Source organism: Ponticaulis koreensis DSM 19734 (assembly GCF_000420665.1).
In the GTDB taxonomy this organism is placed as follows: domain Bacteria; phylum Pseudomonadota; class Alphaproteobacteria; order Caulobacterales; family Hyphomonadaceae; genus Ponticaulis; species Ponticaulis koreensis.
The window spans coordinates 2070281-2094809 of sequence record NZ_ATVJ01000001.1 but is presented as its reverse complement, the minus strand read 5'-3'; the positions used below and the strand labels follow the sequence as shown (position 1 = coordinate 2094809).

The window sequence follows — 24529 nt, the reverse complement described above, 5'->3', positions numbered from 1 at the left end:
CGTCCCAGAAAGAAAGAATGACGATGAAAGTTTACTACGAACAGGATGCCGACCTTTCCCTGATCCAGTCCAAGAAGGTTGCTGTGATCGGTTATGGTTCTCAAGGCCACGCACACGTCCTCAACGCGCGCGATTCTGGCGTGAAGGATATCGTTGTCGGTCTGCAGGAAAACTCTTCCTCCCGCGGGAAAGCTGAAGCTGAAGGCCTTACGGTCATGACACCGGCCGAAGCGACTAAATGGGCTGACGTCGTGATGATCCTCATCCCGGACGAGAAGCAGGCTGTTCTCTGGGCAAACGAAATTGAACCACACGCTCGTGACGGCCAGCACATCATGTTCGGCCACGGCTTCAACATTCACTACAACCTGATCCGTCCAAGCGCGAATGTAGACATTTCGCTGTCCGCGCCAAAAGGCCCGGGCCACACGCTGCGTGCTCAATATCAGATGGGCTTCGGTCTGCCAGGCCTCATCGCGATCCATCAGGACGCGACGGGTACAGCACAGCAGGTTGCTCTGTCTTACTCTAAAGCTATCGGCAATACACGCGCTGGCGTCATCGAGACGTCTTTCCGCGAAGAAACTGAAACCGACCTGTTCGGTGAGCAGGCTGTTCTCTGCGGCGGTATCGTCGAGCTGATCAAAGCAGGCTTCGAAACTCTGGTTGAAGCTGGCTACGCCCCTGAGATGGCTTACTTCGAGTGCCTCCACGAAACCAAGCTCATCGTAGACCTGATCTATGAAGGCGGTATCGCGAACATGAATTACTCGATCTCCAACACAGCTGAGTACGGCGAATACGTTTCTGGCCCACGCGTTGTAGACTCCGAGAGCAAGAAAGCGATGAAAGCGGTTCTGGAAGACATTCAGTCCGGTAAGTTCGCTCGTGACTGGGTCCTTGAGAACCAGGCTGGCGCACCAAGCTTCCACGCAACACGCGCACGCATGAACTCACACCAGATTGAAGAAGTCGGTGAAAAGCTCCGCGGCATGATGCACTGGGCGCAAAACGACCGCCTCGTGGACAAGTCCCGCAACTAAGCGAGACCAATTCATCGATTAAGAATAAGAGCTGCAAACTTCAGGGTTTGCGGCTCTTTTTTTGCCCAGAAAACTACTCCCGTATGGAGAGAAACCAGTTTCACTGACCGCAAAAATGATCATGCTGGAAATATATTCGAAGAAATGGTTGTTCTGGGGTCTAACATGAATTTCTGCGCTAAACTTCTTTCGATCGCATGCCTTTCCGTAGCAGGTGCATCACTCGCGCATGCTGCTGATTTCCAGCTTCAGCCGGGCCAATGGGAAATCACTGAGGGCATGAGCCTGTCAGCAAATGCCACGCCGTCCCAGACGCGTTCCATCTGCATCACTGCGAACGAAAATCTCGTATCTGAGAACTGGTTCATCGATCTGGCAAAGCCGAACGCCGGTTGCGCATCCGACCTCACGTCAGTGAATGCATCGCAGCTCCAGTTCAGCCTGAATTGCCCGAGCCGCAATGGCGACATCGAAGGCCCGGTCAACGTGAACGTATCTGCTAGCGAATTCACGATTTCCAGCGATCTTGCGCTGCAGCTCGGCGGCCACCCACTGCCAATGCACCGTCAGCTGACCGCCCGCAATGTAGGCCAGTGCCGCTAAACTAAACGCCAAGTGCGCGCTGAAACCGGCGCGCACTGCACTTACCTTCTGTTTGTCTTCGTATCGCCCCATTCACGTGCGGGTATGCGCCTGACAACAGGAGCCCCCCATGCAAATCCTTACAAGTCTTATTTTTGTCGGTTATGCCGCCCTCACCTTCAACGCGACCTCTCCTGAGCAGGCGCAGATAGAGGTTGAGCCGGGGTATTGGAACTGGTCACACCAGACCACACTCGCGAACATTCCATTCTCTGAAGAGAACACTGAATGTTTACCGCCGTCGCAATCACGGTTCTCACTTGATCGACTTGCTGCTGACCTCGGACAAGATTGCTCCGTCAGAGACGTCGAGCCGCAAGGCTCCGGCTATTCATTCACGCTCGTCTGTGAAGGCTTCTATTCCGGCGAAGCTCAAGGCACGCTACGCAAACTATCGGACCACCAGATACAGCTTGAGGCAAGCGGACAGGTGATGCTGGCCGGTCTGGCCGCAGACTTTTCATTTGAAGCCAATGCCAATCATGTCGGCCAATGTCCTCAGGAGTGAGCAGGCTCTGACGAAACAGGCTTCACCTTAGGCTCACGTGATACCAGCACACACGCGGCGACAATGATCGCCGCGCCAATCCAGACCCAGATGGTCGGGACCTCCTCGTAGAAAATCCAGCCGAGCAGCGCACTCCAGATCAACGCCGTGTACTCCATCGGCGCAATCTTTTGGGCTGGTGCGCGGGCGTATGCGGATGTCATCAATACCCAGATCGAACCACCAAACGCCCCGAGCATCACGAGCAGCGGAAAATCACTCAGTGTGGCAGGCTCTGCGAACAGAAAGGCGGGCACTGCCATATAGATAGCTGGAAAAAAATTGGCATAAATCGCTATAGCAAAGCCGCTATCCTTTGTGGCCCGCATTCTCAGCATGACCATAGATAGCGCATAGCAGACGGCAGACGTCATCACGCTGGCAAAGCCCAGCCATTCGTCTGGCGTGAAGCGCAGGTTCATGTCTTTGCCAAGGAATGTCACCAGCACACCAATGAATCCGATGAGGCCCGCCAGCACGGCATATTTCGCCGGCCGCTCTCCCAATAACAGCCATGCGAACGGCGTGATAATCAAAACAGCGGAGAAGCCGAGCGCTGTAACAACCACCAGCTCAAGCTTACTAAGTGCAAAGAAGAACAAGGTTGCCGCTGCGACGTGAACCAGCCCGCGCAGCGCATGAAAACGCGTTGCCTTCCAACCAGGAAGCCGTCGCCCCGACAGGAAGTAGGGCACAGCCACAAGAACCGTAGCCAGCCCGAAACGCCAAAAGACGAGCGTCAGCAAGTCCATTTCCTGCTGAACAAAACGCACCAGTGCGTCCATGCCGACGCCGAGCATCACTGCAAGCGCAGCAGTCACCAAAGGCGGTGGGACTAATTTTTCTGATAACGTCATGCCCGAACTCCGGCACCAGAAGAGCCCGGTTTCATACACCAGTTTGGCGGCCCGCCAAACATGCGATGAGTGAAGTCTGCTATTGCGAACAAGCGGGAACACTGCATTCTAGTAGGTATAAAAAACAGAGGAACGCCGCACCAAATGCTTAATCGAGATCAGCACAAACTCCCTTCAGGAATTGATCCACATACTCCGGCAAAAACCGTTCTCGGAGATACTGACCTTTCCGGTAAAACCGCGATTGTAACAGGCGGCTATTCAGGCATTGGCCTCGAAACGACACGCGCCCTCGCCTCCGCCGGAGCGCGTGTGATTGTCCCCGCCAGAACCATCGACAAGGCGAAAACAGCGCTCGCGGGATTGGATGGAGATATTGAGATTGCAATCATGGATCTGGCAGACCTGCCGTCCGTCCAACGGTTTGCAAATGATGTGGTGCAGTCCGGCGGCGCAATTGATCTTCTGATCAATAATGCAGGAATAATGGCGTGCCCGCTATCGCGCACCGCAGCAGGTTGGGAATCGCAGTTCGGCACCAACCATCTGGGGCACATGGTGATGACTCAGGGGCTATTGCCAGCGCTGCGTAAAGCGAATGGTGCGCGCGTGGTCTGCCTTTCTTCGACAGGACATATCGTCAGCGATGTTCACTGGGATGACCCGAACTTCCTCTCCCATGACTATGACAAATGGCAGGCCTACGGGCAGTCGAAAACCTCGAACTCGCTGTTTGCCGTAGGCCTCGACCAACGTGAGAAAGACAATGGCATCCGCGCCTTCGCCGTGCATCCGGGCGGCATTATGACTGACCTGCAGCGTCACCTCGGCAATGAAGAAATGACGGTGCTCGGCTGGACCAATCCGGACGGCACATTGTCCGAACGAGCCGCTAAATTATTTAAGAAGCCGGAAGCAGGTGCTTCGACGACAATTTTTGCGGCAACTTCAAAACTGCTCGACGGCAAAGGTGGGCTCTATTGTGAAGACAGCGACGTTGCCAATCTGGCCACGCCGGAATCGCCGCGCTATTGTGACGTTCGCCCGTATGCGATCGACACCGAAGCCGCTGATCGTCTGTGGGCCCTTAGTGAAGCCATGATAGCGGAGGCCTGAATATGGGCGCTATCGTCAATCTTCGTCAGTTCCGTAAACAAAAACAACGACAAGACAAGTCCGCGAAGGCTGACGTTAACCGGGCGAAGTTCGGTCAGTCGAAGCTAGATAAGAAACTGACCGAAACGGAAAAGGCGCGCTGTGATCAAACGCTGGATAGCGCGCGCCTGGAGCGGGACGAAGACTAGCGAAGTTCGGCAAACGCAATGGCGTCGACGAGCCAGGTACCATTGACCTCTTGATACATGAGATCAAAGCGTACACCACCTTCGCTAAGGCGAAACGCGCCGCGAAGGCGCATGCGGCCGTCTGCGATGAGATGGGGCGGTATTTCAAATTCCGGGTCCTGCCCGACGGATGCAAGCAATTCCGCCCGGTGAGGTTCAAGAGAACGCATATGCTCAGGCAAAACGGCAGCAGACACTTCGCTTCGCATGCGTGGCGAGAGAATGAGCATAAAGCGACTATAGTCACCTGTAGCCTGAGCCTCGTTGATCACAAGCAATGTCGACCAGAGTATCTGGTGGACTTCTCCAATATCCGGCACGTCATAAGAGGTCGGCGCAAGACGGTTGCGCGTTAACGCAGGTGTACGCGGCGCAACACGCGGTTGGATATTTTCGGGCTGAATCGGCAAAATTTCGGGGGCACTGTCTGTTACAGTAGGCGAAATAATCGTTGGCTCCGGCGCACGCTCCTCACGCGGCATTACAGCAGATGTAGTCGGAGCAACTTCTGTCCGGCGCACAGCAGCGCTCTGAACCGTGTCAGGTGTTGTTGCCTCCGTTGGTGCCGGTGCGTTGTTTTCATAAGTATAGGTGCGCACAGGTGTAGGTTCGGTAGGCGTCGTGGTGACAGATCGGGTATAGGGGCGAACAGGCGTAGCACTCGTCACCGTATCCGAGCGATAGCTGGTGCCCGAATTCGTCCCGCTGGATTCGCCAGATGGCTGAGGCTGGGAAGTATAAGTACGCGTAGTGGTCGTCGGACGATAGGTCGTCGTCGCCCCAACATCCTGCTGCATTGTGGAACTCGTATCAGGATAGCGCGTGTAAGTTCGCGTCGTAGTCGTTGACGTGCTCGTGGTCGATGAAGGCGTTTCAGACGGGCTGGAATAGCGCGTTGAAGAACCGGTCGTCGTTTGCGTTGTCACAGGTGCGGTATAGATCGATGTCGAGCCTGCAGGCCGCATATAAGTCGAACTTGCAGGAGCATCAGTCACCGGCTCCGTCAAAATGGTCTCCGTTCCGTCAGCTTCAATACGACGCACGGTACGCGTCACTGTACGGCGAACGGTATTGTCAGTCACAACCGGTTCAGGAGCAGTTTGCGCGGCTGCAGCAGACATGGCTGGCAGCGCAAAAAGTGCGAAAATACCCCAGATGAGAACCGCTGGCGCCCAGATCAGGGCATGCTGAAATCGGTCAGACGCTGCTTTGTTGTATCGTTCTGGCATATTCGCTTCCCGCGCGAGCGCTTATTTCGGTCCGGAATGGCTGTTCACGAGAAAATGAGCAAGAAACATGCCTGCTGAACATGTACACGGGTTTGACAAACGTCAGGGCATCCCACGTAAGGATGCTTGAACCAAAACATAGACAGTATCGGGAGAACGCATGTCTGATTTTGCACCGCTTTTTGAGCCATTCACGCTGAAAGGTGTCACCTTTGCAAACCGCCTGGCAATGGCCCCCATGACCCGCTCTTTCGCGACGGGCGGCGTACCTGGCCAGAATGTTGCGGACTATTATTCCCGCCGTGCAGCCGCTGACGTTGGTCTGCTTATCACTGAAGGTACGACCATCAACCGTGGCGGCGCATCTTTCGACCCGAACATTCCGAATATCCATGCGGACGAAGCCAAAGCTGGCTGGAAACATGTGGTTGACGAAGTCCATGCCAATAACGGCAAGATCGCACCGCAAATCTGGCACGTCGGCATGGCGCGCAAGCCAGGTCAGGGCCCACATCCGGAAGCCCAGTCAGACAGTCCGTCAGGCGTCACGCATGCTGGCAAGCAGGTCTATGACACGCCAACACTTGATGATGTTGATGCGATGATCGAAGCCTTTGTTGACGGCATCGTCACAGCGAAAGAGCTTGGCTTTGACTGCGCTGAAATCCACGGCGCTCATGGCTATCTGGTCGATGAATTCTTCTGGGGCGTGATGAACACCCGCGACGACAAATATGGTGGCTCCATCACATCCCGCGCGCAGTTTGCAGCGGACATCATCTCACGCGCGAAAGCTAAAGTTGGCGACGACTACCCTCTGATTCTGCGTATATCGCAGTGGAAGCAATTCGATTACGGCGCGCGTCTTTGTGAAACGCCACAGGAGCTGGAAGCCTTTCTCGGCGTTCTCGCTGATGCTGGCGTAGACTGCATTCACTGCTCTCAGCGTCGTTATTGGGAGCCTGAATTCCCTGAGATCGACGGCGAAGAAGGCCTGAACCTTGCGGGCTGGGCGAAGAAGCTCACTGGCCTCCCAACCATCACAGTCGGCTCTGTAGGCCTCTCTACAGAGTTCACAGGCGCCTTCCGCGGCGAAGGGTCAAAAACACGCCCACTCGCGGACGTAGTTGAACGCCTCGACAAGGGCGAATTCGACATGATCGCTGTCGGCCGCGCCCTGCTTCAGGATCCGGAATGGGTAAAAAAGGTCAAAGAAGGCCGTTTCGATGAAACCCGCGCCTATGACGGTGACGCTCTCAAGACGCTTTTCTAAACTCGGCTTCGAGGTTCACAACCTCGGTCGTTGAAACAATCTCTACCTCCGGCAGCGGGAAGATCAGCTTTCCGCCGCCGGCCAGGAACTCGGCCTCGCGCTGGATGATACCTTCACGGAAATGCCAAGGCAGTACGAGGAAATAGTCCGGCTTCATGGAGCGGGCGACGTCTTCAGGTACGATCGGAATATGCGTTCCCGGCGTGACGCAGCCCCATTTATCAGGGTTCACGTCGGAAATTGCATCCAGCATATCAGGGCCAATGCCCGCATATTGCAGGATGACATTGCCCTTCGTCGAAGCCCCCAGCCCCAGAATACGCTTGCCATCTGCTTTGAGGCTTTGAAGCTTCTCAACGAGCATTTTAGAGTGAAACTCAGCGCGCTGCGCAAAGTCCAGATATGGCATCATCGTATGCAGGCCAGCTGCCACTTCTACCTGTAAAAGCTCATCAATTGCAGCCTGATTAACCGGAATATTGCGATTGCCCTGATGGGCCGCAGTCACTGCAAATGAGCCGCCATTCGTACCGTTAAGCTCAACATCGACAATCTTCAGACCCACTTGCGCAAGGATATTCTTCACGACCGTTAGAGAATAATATTCCAAGTGTTCCTGACACACTGTGTCATAAGCAAGCTGGCGAAGCATGAGCGGCAGATAGCTCTGCTCGAAATGCCAGATGCCATCATCCGCAAGAACGCTTGCAATATCTTTCACAAAAGATACCGGATCCGGCAAATCATAGAACATCGCGATGGATGTCACGATGCTGGCCTGTTTGCCCGTCGCAGCGCGATAGGTTTCTTCGTTGAAGAAATCGACCTTCAGCGCAATATCGTCGGTATAGAAGCGGCGGAATTTCTCGGCGCTCGGGTCGATTCCAATGCGCTCAATACCCGGCGTTTTATACGCCTTGAGCGATGTCGCGTCATTTGCTCCAATATCCAGAACCACGTCACCGGAACCAAGGGGACGCACACGCTTCTCGAGATCATAAATCTTAGCTTCCAGATGGCGCACCATCGAAGCGTTGAGACCGGAGCGGTAACCGTAAGTCTCGCCATACATAAGCTCACCGGGATAATCGTGATGAAGCTGAACGAGACCCGTCTCTTCACAGAAGGCGAGTTCCAGCGGACTTACAGAGACCTTGTCTTCAGGAGATTTGGGAAAAACACCCGTCAGCGACTGATGACCGAGGTCCATGATCGTCTGCAGAGGCGCATCCGCCAGGCGGCAGCGCGTACGGCGCGGAAAGAGCGAACTGCCTTGCGAAACTTCTGACATTTAACGAAACCTCTGCGGGGTTTAACCATTGATGATAGAATCTGCCCGTATTTGACCTAAATTTTCGTAAAGACTGTCAGGAAGGACGTTTTATGACCCAAACACCCCCAAAGGTTGTCCGCAGCGACGAAGAATGGAAATCAATCCTGAACGAGGAGCAATACCGCGTCGGCGTGAAAGACGGCACGGAACGCGCCTTCACTCCGGGCAATTATCAGGACGAAAAACGCGACGGCGATTATCACTGTGTCGGGTGCGATACGGTACTCTGGCAATCCGACCACAAATTTGAGTCCGGAACAGGCTGGCCGAGCTTCTTCCAGCCGGCCTCTGAGGGCGTGGTTGATACAAAGCGTGACTTCAAAATGATCGTGCCGCGGACCGAATGCCATTGCGCCGTTTGCGGCCTGCATCAGGGCCATGTCTTCAAAGACGGCCCGCCGCCAACCGGCCTGCGCTGGTGTATCAATGGTGCGGTTCTGAACTTCGTTCCACGCGACGAAGGGTAATAAAAAAACCTCCGCTTCCAAGGCTCTTTGGAAGCGGAGGTCAGGTCTCGATCGCTCATGAACTTTTGAGGGGGCTCAATTGCCAATCGAGAAAATGGAAACGCCCCGGATCGCTCCGGAGCGTTAAGTCTGTTTGAAAGCGATTAGCTGCCTGCGCCCCAGGACACAGTCAGTTCCTGAGTGGAAGCCGCTTCCGCTGGCGCATAGTTCAGCGTACGTGCGAAAGACTCTGCCGCACGACGGAAGGTCGCGTGTGAGCATTCGCGGATCTGGTACGACGTCGCTTCACCAGCTTCGTCTACGTTGAGCTCCATAGAGCATTCGCCAGCCATGCCGCGCTCTGCAGCAAAATACGGATATGTGAGTTCACCGAGGCTCGCTGGGACAGCTGTTCCGGTGACATCAATTGTAAGATCACGAGCGTTTTCTTCTACGCCCTGCTCGGCCGTTGCGGTCGGCATCACGCTGACGACAAGGGCCAATGTGCCAAGCACTCCAACAAGTTTCTTCATGACAACAATGTGTCACTATTGTATTTTTTTGTCTATATCCGGACGATTATTTGCGCAAAAAAATTTATAAATAGCTGTTTTTGTTATATGTTATATTTATCATAAATACTCAAATCACATAACTGAAGCATTTCAAACGGCGAAATCACGCCAATCCATCTGGTGTAATCCGAAGCAGATATTACCTTATGAAGACACAAATTTCCGCTGGCAAAGACGCAAGCCGAGACTGCCGCAAACTTCATGAGGACATATATGACCCGAACGCCGCCGATCGCTGAAAGACGCTCTGAAACGATCACTCAGCACGGGCACACAAGGGTATCTCCCTATGCATGGCTGAAGGATGATAACTGGCAGACGGTCATGAAAGACCCGAGCGTCCTTTCCGCCGACATTCGCGCTTATCTGGACGCTGAAAACGCCTACACCAAGGCAGTCTTGGAAGATCCTTCCGAAGCGCTGCGCGAGGAACTGTTTCAGGAAATGAGGGGCCGGATCAAAGAAGACGATTCCAGCGTGCCGACGCCTGATGGCCCGTTCGCCTATTTCACCTTCCATCGTGAAGGCGGCGAGTATGGCGCCTATGCGCGGCGCCGATGGGAAGAGGCCTTCGAGACCGATGCCGAATACCAGATCCTTTTTGATGGCGATGTCGAAGGCGACGGTAAAGCCTATTTCGACACCGGAGACATCTGTCAGTCTCCAGATCACAAACTGATCGCCGTAGCTATCGATGATAAAGGCTCAGAATTCTACACCATAACCGTTCGCGACATTGCTACGGGCGAACATCTACCGGATGTAATTGAGAACACGACAGGCGATTTTGTATGGGGCGCTGGCTCGAATGTAATCTTCTGGGTCTATCGTGATGACCAAGGGCGCCCGTCAGCCGTCTATCGCCGCGTGTTGGGCACCGGCGAGGACACGCTTGTCTATGAGGAATCCGATCCAGGCTTCTTCGTAAACATTGAGCAGAGTCCGTCTGAAAAATACATCTTCATACGCACAGGTGGCCATACAACGTCTGAAGTTCATTTCTTCTGCGCCGACGAAACCGATCCGGAGCTGGTTACGATTGCCCCGCGAGAAACGGACATCGAGTACTCGGTGGTCGACTTTGACAACGAGTTCTACATCCTGACGAATTCGGACGGTGCGGTCGACTTCAAGATTGTGAAAGCACCGATCAGCTCTCCGGGCCGTGATAACTGGACCGATGTTCTGCCCCATCAGGCAGGTCGACTCATTCTCGATATTGATTCTTATGAAAACCACCTCGTCCGCGTAGAACGCGAAAAAGGTTTACCGCGCATCGTCATCCGTTCGCGCGACGGAGCCGAGCACGCCATCGAGATGAAAGAAGCCGCCTATGATCTCGGCCTCGCAGGCGGATACGAATACGACTCTGCGATCTTACGCTTTGCCTATGCGTCGCCGACAACGCCGGATCAGATCTTCGATTACGATATGACAACGCGCGAGCCCACCTTACGCAAGACTCGCGAAGTTCCATCGGGCCATAACCCTGAGGACTATGTAGTGGAGCGCATTATGGCGCCCTCTCACGACGGCGCCGAGGTGCCTGTCACTCTGCTTCGCCATGTGAACACGCCACTGGATGGCAGCGCGCCTGTCCTCCTCTACGGCTATGGCTCCTATGGTGTCACCATCTCAGCCGACTTTCGCACCGGGCGTCTCAGCCTTGTAGATCGGGGGTTCATTTACGCCATTGCTCACATTCGCGGGTCTCAGGCCCTCGGCTATCAATGGTACCTCGATGGTAAGCTGGAGAAGAAGGAAAACACCTTCCGCGATTATGTGGCAGCGGGGCGTCACCTCGTAGAGCAAGGCTACACACAGGAAGGCCGCATCGTAGGCCATGGCGGCTCCGCGGGCGGCCTCCTCATGGGCGCGGCATCCAATCTCGATCCGAAACTCTTTGCCGGCATCATCGCAGCTGTACCCTTTGTAGATGTGCTGACGACGATGTCAGACGCCGATCTTCCTCTGACGCCGCCTGAATGGCCGGAATGGGGAAACCCGATCGACAGCCCGGACGACTATGAAACCATACGCGCCTATTCCCCTATCGATCAGGTCTCTGAGCGCCCCTACCCTGCCATGCTGATTACCGGTGGCCTGACTGACCCGCGTGTAACCTATTGGGAGCCTGCCAAATGGGTCGCGACTTTGCGCCATGAAGCGCCAGAAGGCGGGCCTTACTTCCTCCGCATCAATATGGACGCGGGACATGGCGGCGCCTCCGGACGCTTCGAAGGACTTAAAGAGACGGCAATTGAATATGCCTTCGCGCTCGCAATCGCAGGCAAGACCGACGCGTTCTCCCTCAACCTCTAAAGGCACACATCAGCCTAGAATCAAAAAAGGCGCCTGCGTATGCGGGCGCCTTTTTACTTTTGATGTAGATCAACCGACCTTAGCCGAGTTGGTCGATTTCCGCCTGTACTTCCGCAATACGGTCATCAATCGTGCTGCAGCCCTCTGGCAGGTTACTACCGAAGACAATAAGCTCCTGACAGCTGTCTTTCTCGTTTGTCAGACCTTGCAGACGAGTCTGCAGCTGGAACCGTTGCAGAGCGAGCTGAGTACGAACTTCGGAGTCAAGGAAGTTGATCCAACCGTTTGCCGCACGGCGACCATCAGAGAAGCGTGTCGCTTCGTTGAAGAAGTCGCGAGCCTCACCTTTACGGTCCAGCTCGTACATCGCCTGACCAATCATGACGCGAGCATAACCCGGCTCTGAAAGACCGCCGCGGGAAATAGCGGACTGATAAGCCTCAATCGCGTCTTCGTACTCGCCGAGCTCGAAGAGGGAACGACCAAGACGCTCATACATTTTGCCATCCGGGCTCATCTGAGCCGCTTCGCGAATAGCCGGCAGCGCGCGATCGAATTCACGGGCAACCTGATAGAGTGTCGCCAGAAGCTCAAGACGTTCGAATGTCTTGGACACTCGACCGCGGTTCATTTCCATTTCCAGAATACGTGCCGCTTCGAACGGGACGTTGAACTGGTTGTAGAAGTTCACCACGCGCATGATTTCTTGCTCTTCTGTCAGAAGACCAGCAAGGTACATCGCTTTGTAAACCTCAAACGCGCGGCGCTCCTGGTTACCGGAATAATAGTCACCGGCAATCGCATCCCAGACACGACGGTCGTTAGGATCAGAGCGAAGCAGACGCTGAAGCAGTTCAGCTTTCTTCGCGCGGTCGCCTGTACGGTCGTAGAGGAAGATCAGGAAGTCGATCGTCTGACGGCTGGCATTGTCACCATCTGCCGCAAGAACACGCTCCGCATACGGCAGCGCGCCGCGATAATCTTCAAGCTGCTGGTGGATTACCGCCAGCTGCCAGTTCTGATCACGGGTTGGAGTCACACCAGTTGCGAGCCAGCGATCCATATAAGCTTTCGCTTGTGGAACGTTCTCTGTCTGCAGGTGCAGCTGAGCAATTGAGTAATAAGTCTGGCCAACCTGATCACCGGCAATCGCGCCAACGCGGATCGCTTCTTCGAGGTCTCGAATAGCGCCCGTCAGGTCATCCTGATTGATCTTCACAGCCGCGCTAAGGCGAAGCATCGCACCGCGCTCATAGCAGTTCAATTCCATGCTACGCAGCTGGTTGAGTTGTTGCAGAGCGCCTGCAGGGTTGTCGTTCTGGATCAGCTCGGTCTCAGCGTTCAGGTAAACCTGACCCGCTTCAGAGCCGAACTCAGTCGCTTCACACGCTTGTTGCGCCTGAGCTGAACCAACTCCCGCAAATGCAATCAATGCAGCGCCGAGGACGCCAGTCATCCATTGTGCTTTACGCATCGTCTTCACTCCCTAGCCGTCATTCGGCTGCTAGTCTTCCAACCTGTACTGTATCGGATAGACAAGGTTGCCCTGACCTACCGGTACACCATTTCTCACGGGTGCAGCGAACAAGGTTTGCTCAACTGCGCGCGCGCTGGAGCGCGCAAAAATCTCATCGGTGCAGCTTGCCGAAACGCCAAATGGCCGGCCGACTGCGTCAATAGAGAAGCTGACTTCGCAATCGCCTTCAATCCCGCGCGTCAGAGCGCGATGCGGATATTCAACAATTGGTGCCCTTACAGGCACTCCAGTTTCTCTGCCAATCACCACTATGGTCCCAACAAAGTCTCCAACCGGCCCCGGATCAATTTCCGGTGTAGGGGTTAGAAGCTCGACTGGCGTCAAACCGATTTCACCTGAGTTCGGCCGACGGACTGGATCTAATCTAGGTGGAGGTTGGACCTCACTAATTCGTTCTACAGGTTCACGGCGGATGATCGTTTCAGGCACTTCCGGCGGCGGCGTAATTCGCACCAGAGACCTCACAGTCCTCTCCGACAAATGAACTTCCCCGACTGACACCAACCGATCCATCACGACAAACAAACACAGAGTGAAAGCGGCGGCGGGGATGAAACTGGCCGCCAGGCGGCCAGCATCAGAACTAAAACCGGATAATCTTTGGGGCATGTTCCTCTCCTATGTCCTATGACAAGAAGAGTTATATCATAACATTACAGAATAATCTATATTTTGTTACGTTATTACATGCCCTCAAAATTATTGCAGGTTGAACGAGATCGGATAGACCACGTTCACGCGGCGAACCGCCTGTCCACGGACGATCTTCGGCGCAAACTCAACTCGGCTAACCGCACGTTCAGCTTCACGGACGAACACGTTATCCGTGCAAGTCGCTTCGATGTTGAACGGACGACCGCGCTCGTCCACGTCGAACCGAACATCACAGCTGCCTTCGATGCCACGTTCCGCAGCCCGTGTAGGGTAAGACGGAACAGGTGGACGAATTGGCTGCGCGTCACGGTCAGACACGGCCACTGCGTCCAGAGCGAAGCCGGAAACGTTTCCGATCTCGACTGTTGCAGGTGCAGCACCCTGAATCTGCGGCGTCGGAAGGTTCACGTCAGAGCGAGAAGACGACAGGCGCGGCGGTGGCGGCGGCTGGTCTGCTGTCTGAATACGTTGAACGTTCTGACGTGTCGTACGACGAATTTCCGTCGCCTCTTCCTGCGGTGTAACGCGGGAGAGAGAGCGGAACTCGCTTTCGCCGAGTTCAATAGGCTTTGGCTCAATGAGCCAGCCCATCAGAATGAACAGAGCTACGACGATCGCACCGGCGAAAGGGACACCAAGAATGATGCGTACCAAAGGGTTACTAAACATGTTGTAGTCCTCCTTAGTCCAGCTCAGTCGACACGTTCACAGCGGACTCAGGGTCTGCTGAAACGATCGCCTGCATCACAGAGTCGAGAACACCCGCTTCAGACGCATTATCCACCTGGAGAACGATTTCCCCTTTGGCATTCGTCTCGCGGAGTTCACGGATCGTGAATTCCAGTTCGCTCAGCTCAATCTTCTCACGGGCAACGAAAACATCGCTGTTTTCGTCAATCGCGATGATGATCCCGAGTGGCGCAATATTGTTATCGTTCTCAGCGTCCGTGCGGCTGATATCCACACCCGGCAGTTTGATGAACTGCGCGGTAACGATGAAGAAGATAAGCAGGATGAACGTCACGTCGAGCATTGGAGTCAGGTCAAGCGCCTGTTCCTCAGCTTCGCGGGCACGTACTTTTCGAGCCATGACGATCTCCTATGCTGTTGCGTCGACTGTGAAACCGACATTCTCAATGCCGGCGCTACGAGCCTGGTCAACAATCATGATGACCAGTTGGTTGCGGGCACGTGGGTGTGCCTGAACCAGAACAGCGCTTTCCGGATTTTCCGCAATCCGCCGTTCAATCGCAGCCCGCACAGAGCCAACATCCGAAAGACGACCATTGACCGTGACGAGGCTGTCCTCAGTGATACGGATAAGCACCGTAGGCTGAGGGTTCACCGGCTGATCCGGCGGAGCCGGAGGCGGTGGTGTCAGGTCGATCGCGTTTTCCTTGATGAAGGTCGCGGTCACAATAAAGAAGATAAGAAGAATGAATACGATGTCGAGCATTGGTGTCAGATCGACTTCGGACTCTTCCGCCTTACGCTTACGTCCTCTCATGCATCAATCTCCATCTGGTCTGCGACCGTCTGAACCTTACGGCTAACCGTACGATCCATACTGCTGGTAAAAATGATGCCTGACAGAGAGGCGACCATGCCTGCCATTGTCGGGATGGTTGCACGAGACACACCACCAGACATTGCCTGCGCGTCAGAACCCGAAGAAAGGGCCATAACGTCGAATACGGTCACCATCCCCGTCACTGTACCGAGGAGACCCAGCAATGGCGCTAAAGCTACCATCGCTTTCGTGAGGCCTACATTCTGTTCCGCCTGCTGGCGAACTTCAGACACAAGCTTCTCGCGAACCCAGTGAGCCAGAACCGAGGATTTGTCTTTACGACTATTCCAAGCTTCTACAGCTCTCTTGGCCACAGCATTGTGCCCGAAGTTGAAGTAGAACATCCGCTCGAGAATCAGAGCCCACATAATGAATGTGGTAGCCATGATCACGACGAGGACTGGTCCACCTCGACCCAGAAAGGCTTGAAGGTCAGCTAGCATATGCTTGCCTCCATTCCACCTTGCGACGGCCTAAGCCGCCGCCTCACGTTCCGCACGTTCTGCAACCAGACCTGCAGCTTGCTCGTCGAGGAGCTGAGACGCAGAGCGGGAAGCCGCTGAACAGATTGCGTGGATCAGAAGAAGCGGGATAGCCGCACAGAGACCCATAACGGTTGTCATAAGAGCCTGGGAGATACCGTCAGCCATCAGCTGTGGATCACCAGCACCGTAAATCGTGATCGCCGTAAAGGTTACGATCATACCGATAACCGTACCGAGGAGACCGAGAAGCGGAGCAACAGACGCGAAGACTTTAATGATGTCGTTGAAACGTTCGATTTTCGGAGACTCTTTGAGGATCTGCTCGTCGAGTTTCATTTCGAGTGTTTCTACGCCGTCATTACGGTGAGCTTCGTACACACCGAATACGCGTGCCAGAGGGTTACCTTTACCAGCTTGCTTCGACTTCGCTGTAGAGCGCATAGCGCCTGTCATCAGAATGATGGAAACGAGTTTGAAGAGGCCGAGGAGAACACCAATGATGCCCATTACGATGATGACGTAACCAACAGTACCACCAGCTTCGATACGGTCATCGAATGTTGGGAGTTTACCGTATGTGTCAAACAGCGTGCCTTTAGACGGGTCGATCGGAGCGCGAACAACTTCGCCTTCGCCAGCAGAAATCAGAGCAGCCATAGCGCTTGAGTAGTTGCCAGGAGGCTGCTTCTCGTAAGCGATAAGATCGCCGTTACGCATTTCAACAAAACGTGTGCCGTCAACTGTAGCAGCGTTGAATACGCCTACACGGAAAACTTCCATTGTCTGAGTTTCGCCATCTGGACCGATCTGCTGAACAGGTGCTTCGAAAGACGTGACTTCAGACTGAGCGATCATTTCAAGAAGGATCGACTTTGGAAGACGGTCAAGCTCTTCACGAACCGGAAGCGACTGAGACTCAGCAACTTCAGCGAGACCTTCTACACGACCTGTGTACTGAGCAGATGCCAGTGAGTTGCGCAGCACAGGCATAACCTGACCAGCAGCCTCACGGAACTGACCGTGCAGCTGACCGAAGTCACCAGCAAGTTCAGAGATCTCAGCACGGAGTTCGCCGAGTTCAGCTTCCGTTGCAGCAACCTGGTTAGCCAGAGACTGGCCACGGCTGTTTGCAGCGTTCAGCTGTGAACGGAGAGACGCCATAGACGCTTCCTGCTCGCTAGCAGCCTGACGGAATTCGTTCAGGCGCTGCTGGTTAGCAGAAGACAGTTCGTTAGAGTCGCGACGGACAGCTTCCAGAACCTCAGAGAGTGAGCTGACCTGAGCAACTGCCGGAACGGCAGAGACAAGCGTACCAGCGCCGAACATCGCGGCGGCAGCAAGCGCTTTCATAGAAAAGGTGTTCTTTTTCATAGTTACGATACCTTGACCTTGCGTTACTCGACCGAGAAGCGTTCGACAGGAGCGAAGAGAACGTCCTGTTGCTTCGTGCCTTCAGCGATACGGATCGCATCCTGGATCGGACGACGGTAGCTGTCTGGGAGAACTTCCCAGTCACCAGCTGCGCGGTCCCAACGTGCGACCTGACCGTTTGCAGGGTTGTGATAAACAAGTGCGACGCGACCATACTGGAACATTTGAACCGTGATCGCTTCGCCAGCAGCGTTTGTGATTTCGCCTTCGAATGTGTCGATGGTGTTACCGTACTGCATTTCAGCCTGGTACGCTTCAACGATGAGGCGGTAGCGCTCACCCGCTGTTACGTCCGCAGCTGTCATAGCTGTGTCGAGCTGCTCGAGGCGCTCTGTACGGATGTCCATTTTGAATGGCAGGTCAGCTTCAACAAATGTGCGCAGATCATCGATCATTGCGTACATCATCGGCATCATCTGAGCTTTCGTCTCATCGATACGCTCGAGCTGCTCGCGTGCTGAAGCGAGTTCTTCCTGCTGAGATTCAACAACCTGCTCCTGTTGCAGAACGAAAAGTTCAGCAGCAGTCAGTTCTTGCAGCAGTGAGCGATATTCACGCTCGAGATCGCTGCGCTCGTCGTCGAGCTGGTTGATTTGAACCTGAATTTGCTCGGCTTGGCGTGTAGCTTGTTCACCAATTTCGAGCGCCTGGTTCAGCTGAGCTGATGCAGGCAATGCAACCAGGCAAAGGCCAGCAATCGCTGCGCTGCAGGCCGGATAAAGAACATTCTTCATGTTCGCCTCTCACTCCCATTGTGCGCGTGACATTCACGCGAGAAATCCGCAAGGCGGCAGACAGAGCACTCTGCCGCCGTCAAAACTCATAGCCCTGCACACACACGCAGGTTCAGTTCTGGGATTCTGCCGGCCTCTATGGACCGCGCAAGCCCCGAAATACGGATGCTAGCCATCCGGCTTATCTTGTTGAGCCAATTCATTGGCTGAAATGACGCCAGTCCCCGAGCGACATCCTGACGCTATCAACCTTCAGGAAAAGATCAATACGTCAACTCAACAGGTTATAATGTAACCAATCACTGAACTGCCGTTAAGACAATAGCTGAAACACAGCGCTGCCTTAAAGGTGCCCGGAATTGGCCCCAGACCGAAGTGCCCCGTTATGAAGTGAATGTCCAGCATCAATTTTGGACCGCAATTCAAAACAGTCCGCCCCTGATGTTGATTAACTTTTTGGTCACTAAATGCACTCCTGATTTGCTTGGTAAGAGGAGCGTGTTTTTATTGTACAGGACCAGATGATTATTTGGCTTTACTCGTCTGGCGAGTGCGTATTTTTTTTCTAACCAATTTAAAAACCAGAATGACGTGAACAAATTTCCCGCAAAACTGAAAAATTTTTATTCAGCAAAGTGCTCAGAGAAGACCTGAAACAGAATTCAGCGGTGTTCTTAGTTATTACCGCGCCCCGCAAAAAATACGCCGAAAAATCCTGATACGGGAACACGTTCAGGCCGATTCAATTCTTTGGGGTATTAGGCGACAACGCTGTAAAGCAACGGGATGAACCTTTGCGACTTCGTCACGGCTTTCCGATAGTTATGTGACAGTTCGCGCCAGACAAAATTCATCTGACGGAACGGTTCAGTTGTTTTCAGAAAGGTGGCTGGGGCGCCAGGATTCGAACCTGGGAATGCCGATACCAAAAACCGGTGCCTTACCACTTGGCGACGCCCCAACGAGCGGCGGTTATTACCCAATGCTTTTTAAGGATGCAACCAGCTTTTTGAAGATTCTTCAGATTGTTTCACCTCAATGCCGCCAGCGCAGGGAATTTTTTTTGTGATGCGATAAAATCTTTACAAAAATTAGCTCTTTCCTTATTCTTTTTCGATAAATGTGAACTGTACATTCCGACCAAGGAGCAGGAATTGAAAACCTTTTTTGCCTCAGTACTGGGCGGCTTTATCGCCCTGCTGCTGTTTCTGGCCTTTGGCTTCCTCGCAGTGATTGCGATGATTCCAAAAGCCGAACCGCCGCCCGAATCAATCGTCCTGGAAATTGATCTGCGCCGTCCGCTGCCAGATCAGCCCGTAAACGCCCCTCCTCCGTTTGGATCATCTTCCTCCTTTATCGGAATGCTGCAGAATCTCGAACTTGCTGCAGAAGACCCTGCCGTCCAAGGCGTCTTCATCCGTGCCAGCGAAATGGGAATCGGCCACTCTCGCGCTGAAGAGCTGCGCGATACGATTCAAACGCTACGCGACAATGGTAAGTTCGTTCACGTTCACACACAGGGCGTTCTGGGCACTAGCCCGTCCGCCTATCGGAGCATTTCATCTGCTGACGAGATTATTTTGCAGCCTGGCTCTGAAATTGTCGTCTCTGGCCTTTCAACAGAGACCCTTTTCATGGGCGACCTGTTTGAAGAGTTTCAGGCTTCAGCTGAGATCCTCGCCTTCTACGAATACAAGAACGCGCCCAACGTATACCAGCAGAACGATTACACAGAGCCGCACCGCGAAGCGATGCTGGAGCTCATCTCAGATATCTGGGACATTACTGTACGTGATATCGCCGAAGACCGCGCGTATAATGATGTCGGGAGCCTGCGCTCACTTCTGGAAAGCGGCCCGATCACCGCAGACCGCGCCCTGGAAGCGAACCTGATTACGCAAATCAACTGGCCGGAAGATGCACAGCGCGCAGCGCTGCAGCAAGCAGGCTCAAGCGCAGAACTCGTGTCTGTGTTTGATTACCAACCGCCATACGTGCGCTATGACAGCCCTGCAATCGCGATTGTTGGCGGCGAAGGCGGTATCGTGACAGGCGGATACAGCGGCTCCCCATTCGGCGGCGAAGGCAATTTCGCATCTGATTCTATTGCTGAGGCGATCCTTGCGGCCGGCCGGAACGACAATGTCGGCGCCATCGTGTTCCGGGTCGACTCAGGCGGCGGCTCAGCCATCGCATCCGAACAGATCTGGCGCGCTGTTGAACGTGTCCGCACGGACATGAACAAGCCAGTTGTTGTTAGCATGGGTTCTGTCGCGGCGTCCGGCGGCTATTACGTCTCCGCTGGCGCAGACGCCATCTTCGCGTCTGAGACCACGATCACCGGTTCCATTGGCGTTTATGGCGGCAAGTTCGCGCTTGCAGATGCAATGCGCCAGTTCGGCGTCAATCCAAGTACAATTGCGGTTGGAGGCCCTATGGCGTCAGTCTACACGCTGGACAGCTTCACAGACGAACAACGTGAGCTGCTCTATGCCGGGCTTGAGCGGACGTATGATCGCTTCATGCACATCGTAGCGACCGGCCGCGAAATGGACGAGGCGCGAGTACGTGAAATCGCGCGTGGTCGTGTCTGGAGCGGAACTGATGCTGCTGATCTCGGTCTCGTCACGAATGTGGGCGGCCTGATGGATGCCATCGACCATGCCCGCGAGCTGGCAAACATCCCGGAAGATGCGAACACAGAGACGATCTATTATCCGGAAGCGCCAACCCTGGAAGAGTTCATTGGCAGCCTGACAGGCTCTTCAGCTAGCGCTGCGGCGAATATGGAAGACCTTTCCGTCCTCCTTCAGAACGAGCAGGTCCAAATGCTTATCCAGCAGTCCCAGGCACTGAGCTCCGGGCAGACACAGATGCGTTCTGAGTACGGTTCGATCCGTTAAACTGACACGCCTTGAAGCGAAAACATGAAAGGCCCTCTTCCTATCGGGAGCGGGCCTTTTTCTTTGTCAGATGGTAGCACGACGGCGCTAAGCTTAAGGGCTAAGAGCGATCACAGCACTACATTTGCCAGTGCGCCAAGAACATTGTTTTGAAGAACCTTTCAGTAGTCCCTACACTGCCCCTATCAAGTAATAGCAGTGAGAGAACATCCCGCTGATCAGTTACCGGATCGTCTCCTACCCGTCCCTTTCCCTGGGCTTCAGCATGGCTCCAAGGCCAACCACACGGACGACAGCGAAGATTACCCTCGCCTCGCGACGCTACTTACCGCGCTGCTCAACACAGGATCTGGATACGAAAAAGGGCCAGCAGTCGTAACTGCTGGCCCTAATTCTTTTACGTTCGATCTTCGAACGTTTCAGCGTTCGATTAGAAGCGCTTGGAAACGTTTACGAAGATAGTACGACCGATGCGGTCATAACCAGCGCCAAGCGGCACGTTACGAGCGTCGGAAGTGAATGTCACATCTTCGTCGAGACGAGGCGGATCCTGGTCAAGCAGGTTACGGATACCCGCACGAACGGACCATGTGTCTGCATCATAAGTTACAGATACGTCGTGGTAGAAAATGTCGTCTGTAGTGTAACACTCTGGCACTTCACGAGATGCAGTACCACCGTTCGCTGTAGAATTACAGTTCACAGGCTGGTCATCAAAGTCAGCAGTCTGACCATCGATGTAACGCATCTGCCAGAAGAAGCTCCACTCGTCGAAAGACAGACGAGACTGGCTCGTCAGACGCCATTCCGGGTTACCGATTTCGCCTGCAAACTCATCCGTAGTCGCAGGAGATCCTGGGAGAATGATCGTCTGAGAAATCTCGTCTGAACGTGTCGCCTGCAGGTCAACGCTTGCGAATACGTCACGACCAAACGCTGAGAAGTCCGTGTTGAAGCCAACGTTGACGTCCATACCGCTTGCTGTTTCAGAAGCGATGTTGAACGGTGTAGCGTCAATCTCAAGCAGGAAGCCAGTGTTCGGGTCACGCAGACGACGTGTACAGAACGGGTCGTTCGGGAAGTTCGCGGACGTATAGCACTCGTTTACGAGGAATCCAGCAGATGGGTTGAAGACAGAGTCTTCAATTTCAATCTCCCAGAAGTTCATACCAAAGCGCAGGTCAAACTTATCTGTGAACGGCTGTTCGAACACGAAACCATAAGAATAAGATTCTGAAGTTTCCGGATCGAGACCAGTGTTACCAGAGCTGTATGTTTCAACAGTACCTGTGTTGATACCGATTGCGAGGCTGAACGGATCAAGGCCTTCAGCCTGACAGTTAGCCAGTACGTCTGGTCGACGACCGTCAAGGTCACCTACGCCATCGTTATCGTTGTCCGCACCCGGTGTGTAAGCATCAAGGACACCATCACCGTCCGTATCAGTCTGAGCGAGAGTTGGAACCTCACAAGGGTCATTCAGAGCTGCGAAAGAAGACTGACCTTCGAGGAAGAGCTCACGCAGGTTCGGTGCACGGAAAGACGTACCGTATGTAGCACGGAATGTCAGGAAGTCCGTTGGAGACCAGGAACCTTTGACCGCGTATGTGCTGTTACGACCATAAAACTGGTGATCAACTGCACGGCCAGCAAGCTCCACGCTGAGGTCTTCGGCGAAACGCTGTCCAGAAAGGATAGGGATGAACACCTCGCCGTAGAATTCGAGGAGATCAACCGTACCGGATGTCGGACGGTCAGAGAAGAAGCCTGATCCCAAGCCGCGAGCGGTCACATCATCTGAACGCGTATCAATTGCATCTTCACGGAATTCTGTACCGAGAACGACCTGAACTTCACCAGCTGGAAGCTCAAATACAGGGCCAGATACGAACGCACCAAAGATCGTTTCATCAACAAAAGTTGAGGAAGAGCGCGTACCGGACAGATAGTCCAGAAGACGTGGGTCTTCGAAGTATGGATCAGATCCGTCTGTCGGGTAGAGGCCCGCGAAGAAAGGGTTGAACGGAATACATGGTTCCGTCACCTCACCAGGGCTGAATGGACCAGTCGGGTTTGGCGTAGCCGCACAAACAACCGTACCCGTAGCCGGATCGATTTCTGTGTTCAGAGATCGGATGAGGTTTTCTTCAAGGATCACGCCACGGTCAGAATAACCCTGTGAACGCGTATAACCACCGAATGCTTCATAGTCCCAGTCAGCCAGTGCATCAGAAAGGAATGCGAGGTCACCACGAACACCGGAAATGAAACGGTACTGCGTCAGCTCAGACTCAACGCCGCTTGGTGTCGGGTCAAGCGGACGCATTGTGAAGTTAGATGTTGGCCCAGCACCACCAATCGTGAAACCTTCAGACTGAATGTATGGGTTAGACGGCTGAACAGCAGCGTCGATAACACCAGAAGCACCTGTGAAGCTCGACTGACGGTTAGACAGGTTGAACTCGGTGAAAGCAGTCATGCCTTCAACGAAGTCATTCAGGTCAAACTCACCTGTTACAAAGATAGATGAACGCTGGAATGAAGGGCTCAGTTGCAGATCCTGGTTACCAAGAACTGTCAGACCGTACAGACCATTAAAGTTGCCACCGAGATCGGCCTGGATGAAGTTAGGAATACCTGCACCGTCTGTCTGGCCCGCGCGACCGAGAAGAATAGCGCCGAACGGGAAAGCAGAGAAGCTTTGGCTTTGACGCTGTGTGCCAAGCTCAGTTCCGTCTTCACTGATGTCAATAGAACCGCAGACAGACTGATTAGCAAAGTCCGGCCAGTTGTCAGGATTAGCAGTCGCACGCATCCAGTCGCGATCACAACCGTAAAGCGCTTCCTGGTTATAGTGCTCACCCGCGATGGTCAGGTGACCAAAGTCGCCAACAACACCTGCGATGAAGTCTACAGAGTAGCTCTCAGAACCACCTTCGAGAGGGTTGTTGAACTGACCACCGATTTCGAGGCCCTCAAACTCAGAACGGAGGATGATGTTAACAACACCCGCAACCGCGTCTGAACCGTATACAGAAGACGCACCGTCAAGCAGGATGTCGGTACGCTCAATCGCTGATGTTGGGATCAGAGAGATATCCGGGAACGAAGGCGCACCTTCGATACCAGCCGGCGCATAACGACGACCGTTCACAAGAACCAGAGTACGTTCAGCGTCCAGACCACGAAGAGCTACAGACTGAGCGCCTGGGCCCGCGTCTGAAACCTGAGTCGCGTTGAAAGTCTGGTCGAGCTGAATGCCCTGAACAACAGACGTCGACTGAAGCGCTTCACCGAGGTCAAGAACACCTGCTTCGTTGATCGTCTCGCCGGTCAGAACCTGCAGAGGAGATGTAGAGGTAAAAGTGTCACGTGCGATACGTGAACCAGTTACGACGACACGCTCCTGCGTCGAAGCTTCTTCTTCGTCCTCAGTGATGATTACGATATCATCTTCAACTTCCTGCGCATGTGCAGGCGCGAGCGCCATAGCACCCACGAAGCCCGCGAAGACCGAAGTCGCCAGCAGGCGTGATTTAAATAATTTCCCGTTCACGTTTGAACCTCCAAAAAGTAACGCTTTGGCAGCTGGCAAAATTTGCCAA

Annotated in this window: 22 protein-coding genes and 1 tRNA gene; 9 read left to right on the top strand and 14 right to left on the bottom strand. The window is 54.0% G+C overall.

From position 1 onward, the window contains the following. The first annotated feature begins 23 nt into the window (after nucleotides 1-23). The 3 genes from ilvC (at nucleotide 24) to G523_RS0110650 (ending at nucleotide 2193) form a co-directional block, all read left to right on the top strand. Nucleotides 24-1043: a ketol-acid reductoisomerase gene (gene ilvC, locus G523_RS0110660; RefSeq protein ID WP_022695051.1), complete on the top strand. Its 1020-nt coding sequence runs from the start codon at nucleotides 24-26 to the stop codon at nucleotides 1041-1043. A gap of 165 nt (nucleotides 1044-1208) precedes the next feature. Next, nucleotides 1209-1646, top strand: a complete 438-nt coding sequence (locus G523_RS0110655) for a DUF3617 domain-containing protein (protein ID WP_022695050.1) — start codon at nucleotides 1209-1211, stop codon at nucleotides 1644-1646. 109 nt (nucleotides 1647-1755) lie between these two features. Beyond that, nucleotides 1756-2193: a DUF3617 domain-containing protein gene (locus G523_RS0110650; RefSeq protein ID WP_022695049.1), complete on the top strand. Its 438-nt coding sequence runs from the start codon at nucleotides 1756-1758 to the stop codon at nucleotides 2191-2193. Here G523_RS0110650 and G523_RS0110645 read toward each other — a convergent pair. Beyond that, nucleotides 2184-3089 carry a DMT family transporter gene (locus G523_RS0110645; RefSeq protein ID WP_081648762.1) on the bottom strand — a complete coding sequence of 302 codons (906 nt, stop codon included), beginning with the start codon at nucleotides 3087-3089 and terminating at the stop codon, nucleotides 2184-2186. The two genes, G523_RS0110650 and G523_RS0110645, sit on opposite strands and share 10 nt — an antisense overlap. A 144-nt stretch (nucleotides 3090-3233) precedes the next feature. On the opposite strand from G523_RS0110645, the gene G523_RS0110640 reads away from it, so the two are divergent. Continuing rightward, complete coding sequence (locus G523_RS0110640) at nucleotides 3234-4205, top strand: oxidoreductase (RefSeq protein ID WP_022695047.1); 972 nt, start codon at nucleotides 3234-3236, stop codon at nucleotides 4203-4205. Nucleotides 4206-4207: 2 nt separating this feature from the next. Beyond that, nucleotides 4208-4393: a DUF4169 family protein gene (locus G523_RS0110635; protein ID WP_022695046.1), complete on the top strand. Its 186-nt coding sequence runs from the start codon at nucleotides 4208-4210 to the stop codon at nucleotides 4391-4393. On the opposite strand, the gene G523_RS0110630 is transcribed toward G523_RS0110635, so the two are convergent. Continuing rightward, nucleotides 4390-5661 carry a hypothetical protein gene (locus tag G523_RS0110630; protein ID WP_022695045.1) on the bottom strand — a complete coding sequence of 424 codons (1272 nt, stop codon included), beginning with the start codon at nucleotides 5659-5661 and terminating at the stop codon, nucleotides 4390-4392. The two genes, G523_RS0110635 and G523_RS0110630, sit on opposite strands and share 4 nt — an antisense overlap. Nucleotides 5662-5821: 160 nt before the next feature. Here G523_RS0110630 and G523_RS0110625 point away from each other — a divergent pair, with 160 nt between their 5' ends. Beyond that, on the top strand, nucleotides 5822-6934 hold the full coding sequence (locus G523_RS0110625) for an NADH:flavin oxidoreductase (protein ID WP_022695044.1): 1113 nt from the start codon (nucleotides 5822-5824) through the stop codon (nucleotides 6932-6934). Here the strand turns inward: G523_RS0110625 and G523_RS19005 are convergent. Next, nucleotides 6918-8225 (bottom strand): class I SAM-dependent methyltransferase, encoded by a 1308-nt coding sequence (locus tag G523_RS19005; protein WP_022695043.1) that lies wholly within the window; start codon nucleotides 8223-8225, stop codon nucleotides 6918-6920. The genes G523_RS0110625 and G523_RS19005 overlap by 17 nt on opposite strands. A gap of 92 nt (nucleotides 8226-8317) precedes the next feature. Between G523_RS19005 and msrB the strand changes: the two genes are divergently transcribed. Beyond that, the gene (gene msrB, locus G523_RS0110615) at nucleotides 8318-8734 is read left to right on the top strand and encodes a peptide-methionine (R)-S-oxide reductase MsrB (RefSeq protein WP_022695042.1); all 417 of its coding nucleotides are present in this window, start codon (nucleotides 8318-8320) and stop codon (nucleotides 8732-8734) included. Between the two features lie 143 nt (nucleotides 8735-8877). Here msrB and G523_RS0110610 read toward each other — a convergent pair whose 3' ends face one another. Continuing rightward, on the bottom strand, nucleotides 8878-9246 hold the full coding sequence (locus G523_RS0110610) for an energy transducer TonB (RefSeq protein ID WP_022695041.1): 369 nt from the start codon (nucleotides 9244-9246) through the stop codon (nucleotides 8878-8880). Nucleotides 9247-9501: 255 nt separating this feature from the next. On the opposite strand from G523_RS0110610, the gene G523_RS0110605 reads away from it, so the two are divergent. Next, a complete protein-coding gene (locus tag G523_RS0110605) occupies nucleotides 9502-11610 on the top strand; it encodes a S9 family peptidase (RefSeq protein WP_022695040.1) in 2109 nt (702 codons plus the stop codon). A gap of 79 nt (nucleotides 11611-11689) precedes the next feature. Here G523_RS0110605 and G523_RS19000 read toward each other — a convergent pair whose 3' ends face one another. The 9 genes from G523_RS19000 to G523_RS0110560 all read right to left on the bottom strand — a co-directional run bounded on the left by G523_RS19000 (nucleotide 11690) and on the right by G523_RS0110560 (nucleotide 18982). Next, the gene (locus tag G523_RS19000; protein WP_022695039.1) at nucleotides 11690-13084 is read right to left on the bottom strand and encodes a tetratricopeptide repeat protein; all 1395 of its coding nucleotides are present in this window, start codon (nucleotides 13082-13084) and stop codon (nucleotides 11690-11692) included. Between the two features lie 30 nt (nucleotides 13085-13114). Further along, nucleotides 13115-13612 carry a TonB family protein gene (locus tag G523_RS20685; RefSeq protein ID WP_162141047.1) on the bottom strand — a complete coding sequence of 166 codons (498 nt, stop codon included), beginning with the start codon at nucleotides 13610-13612 and terminating at the stop codon, nucleotides 13115-13117. 234 nt (nucleotides 13613-13846) lie between these two features. After that, nucleotides 13847-14470, bottom strand: a complete 624-nt coding sequence (locus G523_RS0110590) for an energy transducer TonB (RefSeq protein WP_027441638.1) — start codon at nucleotides 14468-14470, stop codon at nucleotides 13847-13849. A 13-nt stretch (nucleotides 14471-14483) separates the two neighbouring features. Next, the gene (locus G523_RS0110585) at nucleotides 14484-14891 is read right to left on the bottom strand and encodes an ExbD/TolR family protein (RefSeq protein ID WP_022695036.1); all 408 of its coding nucleotides are present in this window, start codon (nucleotides 14889-14891) and stop codon (nucleotides 14484-14486) included. Between the two features lie 9 nt (nucleotides 14892-14900). Then, nucleotides 14901-15308, bottom strand: coding sequence for an ExbD/TolR family protein (locus G523_RS0110580; RefSeq protein ID WP_022695035.1), 408 nt, complete (start codon nucleotides 15306-15308; stop codon nucleotides 14901-14903). Further along, nucleotides 15305-15814 carry a MotA/TolQ/ExbB proton channel family protein gene (locus G523_RS0110575; protein WP_022695034.1) on the bottom strand — a complete coding sequence of 170 codons (510 nt, stop codon included), beginning with the start codon at nucleotides 15812-15814 and terminating at the stop codon, nucleotides 15305-15307. Before G523_RS0110575 ends, G523_RS0110580 begins: the two co-directional genes overlap by 4 nt. Nucleotides 15815-15844: 30 nt before the next feature. Then, a complete protein-coding gene (locus tag G523_RS0110570; protein ID WP_022695033.1) occupies nucleotides 15845-17227 on the bottom strand; it encodes a MotA/TolQ/ExbB proton channel family protein in 1383 nt (460 codons plus the stop codon). A 23-nt stretch (nucleotides 17228-17250) separates the two neighbouring features. Further along, the gene (locus tag G523_RS0110565) at nucleotides 17251-18021 is read right to left on the bottom strand and encodes a DUF3450 domain-containing protein (protein WP_022695032.1); all 771 of its coding nucleotides are present in this window, start codon (nucleotides 18019-18021) and stop codon (nucleotides 17251-17253) included. Between the two features lie 886 nt (nucleotides 18022-18907). Next, nucleotides 18908-18982 (bottom strand) — tRNA-Gln (locus tag G523_RS0110560). A gap of 193 nt (nucleotides 18983-19175) precedes the next feature. Between G523_RS0110560 and sppA the strand changes: the two genes are divergently transcribed. After that, entirely contained in the window at nucleotides 19176-20924 is a 1749-nt protein-coding gene (gene sppA / locus G523_RS0110555; protein WP_027441637.1) for a signal peptide peptidase SppA, read from the top strand. Between the two features lie 430 nt (nucleotides 20925-21354). Here sppA and G523_RS0110550 read toward each other — a convergent pair whose 3' ends face one another. Next, nucleotides 21355-24480, bottom strand: coding sequence for a TonB-dependent receptor domain-containing protein (locus G523_RS0110550; protein WP_155802646.1), 3126 nt, complete (start codon nucleotides 24478-24480; stop codon nucleotides 21355-21357). Nucleotides 24481-24529: the final 49 nt, after the last annotated feature.

Coding starts and splice junctions, on each gene's coding strand:
- G523_RS19000 (WP_022695039.1), bottom strand. CDS start 13,084: ATGCGTAAAGCACAATGGATGACTGGCGTCCTCGGCGCTGCATTGATT.
- G523_RS19005 (WP_022695043.1), bottom strand. CDS start 8,225: ATGTCAGAAGTTTCGCAAGGCAGTTCGCTCTTTCCGCGCCGTACGCGC.
- G523_RS0110575 (WP_022695034.1), bottom strand. CDS start 15,814: ATGCTAGCTGACCTTCAAGCCTTTCTGGGTCGAGGTGGACCAGTCCTC.
- G523_RS0110650 (WP_022695049.1), top strand. CDS start 1,756: ATGCAAATCCTTACAAGTCTTATTTTTGTCGGTTATGCCGCCCTCACC.
- msrB (WP_022695042.1), top strand. CDS start 8,318: ATGACCCAAACACCCCCAAAGGTTGTCCGCAGCGACGAAGAATGGAAA.
- G523_RS0110570 (WP_022695033.1), bottom strand. CDS start 17,227: ATGAAAAAGAACACCTTTTCTATGAAAGCGCTTGCTGCCGCCGCGATG.
- G523_RS0110625 (WP_022695044.1), top strand. CDS start 5,822: ATGTCTGATTTTGCACCGCTTTTTGAGCCATTCACGCTGAAAGGTGTC.
- G523_RS0110640 (WP_022695047.1), top strand. CDS start 3,234: ATGCTTAATCGAGATCAGCACAAACTCCCTTCAGGAATTGATCCACAT.
- ilvC (WP_022695051.1), top strand. CDS start 24: ATGAAAGTTTACTACGAACAGGATGCCGACCTTTCCCTGATCCAGTCC.
- G523_RS0110655 (WP_022695050.1), top strand. CDS start 1,209: ATGAATTTCTGCGCTAAACTTCTTTCGATCGCATGCCTTTCCGTAGCA.
- G523_RS0110610 (WP_022695041.1), bottom strand. CDS start 9,246: ATGAAGAAACTTGTTGGAGTGCTTGGCACATTGGCCCTTGTCGTCAGC.
- G523_RS0110645 (WP_081648762.1), bottom strand. CDS start 3,089: ATGACGTTATCAGAAAAATTAGTCCCACCGCCTTTGGTGACTGCTGCG.
- G523_RS0110590 (WP_027441638.1), bottom strand. CDS start 14,470: ATGTTTAGTAACCCTTTGGTACGCATCATTCTTGGTGTCCCTTTCGCC.
- G523_RS0110605 (WP_022695040.1), top strand. CDS start 9,502: ATGACCCGAACGCCGCCGATCGCTGAAAGACGCTCTGAAACGATCACT.
- G523_RS0110565 (WP_022695032.1), bottom strand. CDS start 18,021: ATGAAGAATGTTCTTTATCCGGCCTGCAGCGCAGCGATTGCTGGCCTT.
- G523_RS0110630 (WP_022695045.1), bottom strand. CDS start 5,661: ATGCCAGAACGATACAACAAAGCAGCGTCTGACCGATTTCAGCATGCC.
- G523_RS0110580 (WP_022695035.1), bottom strand. CDS start 15,308: ATGAGAGGACGTAAGCGTAAGGCGGAAGAGTCCGAAGTCGATCTGACA.
- G523_RS0110585 (WP_022695036.1), bottom strand. CDS start 14,891: ATGGCTCGAAAAGTACGTGCCCGCGAAGCTGAGGAACAGGCGCTTGAC.
- G523_RS0110635 (WP_022695046.1), top strand. CDS start 4,208: ATGGGCGCTATCGTCAATCTTCGTCAGTTCCGTAAACAAAAACAACGA.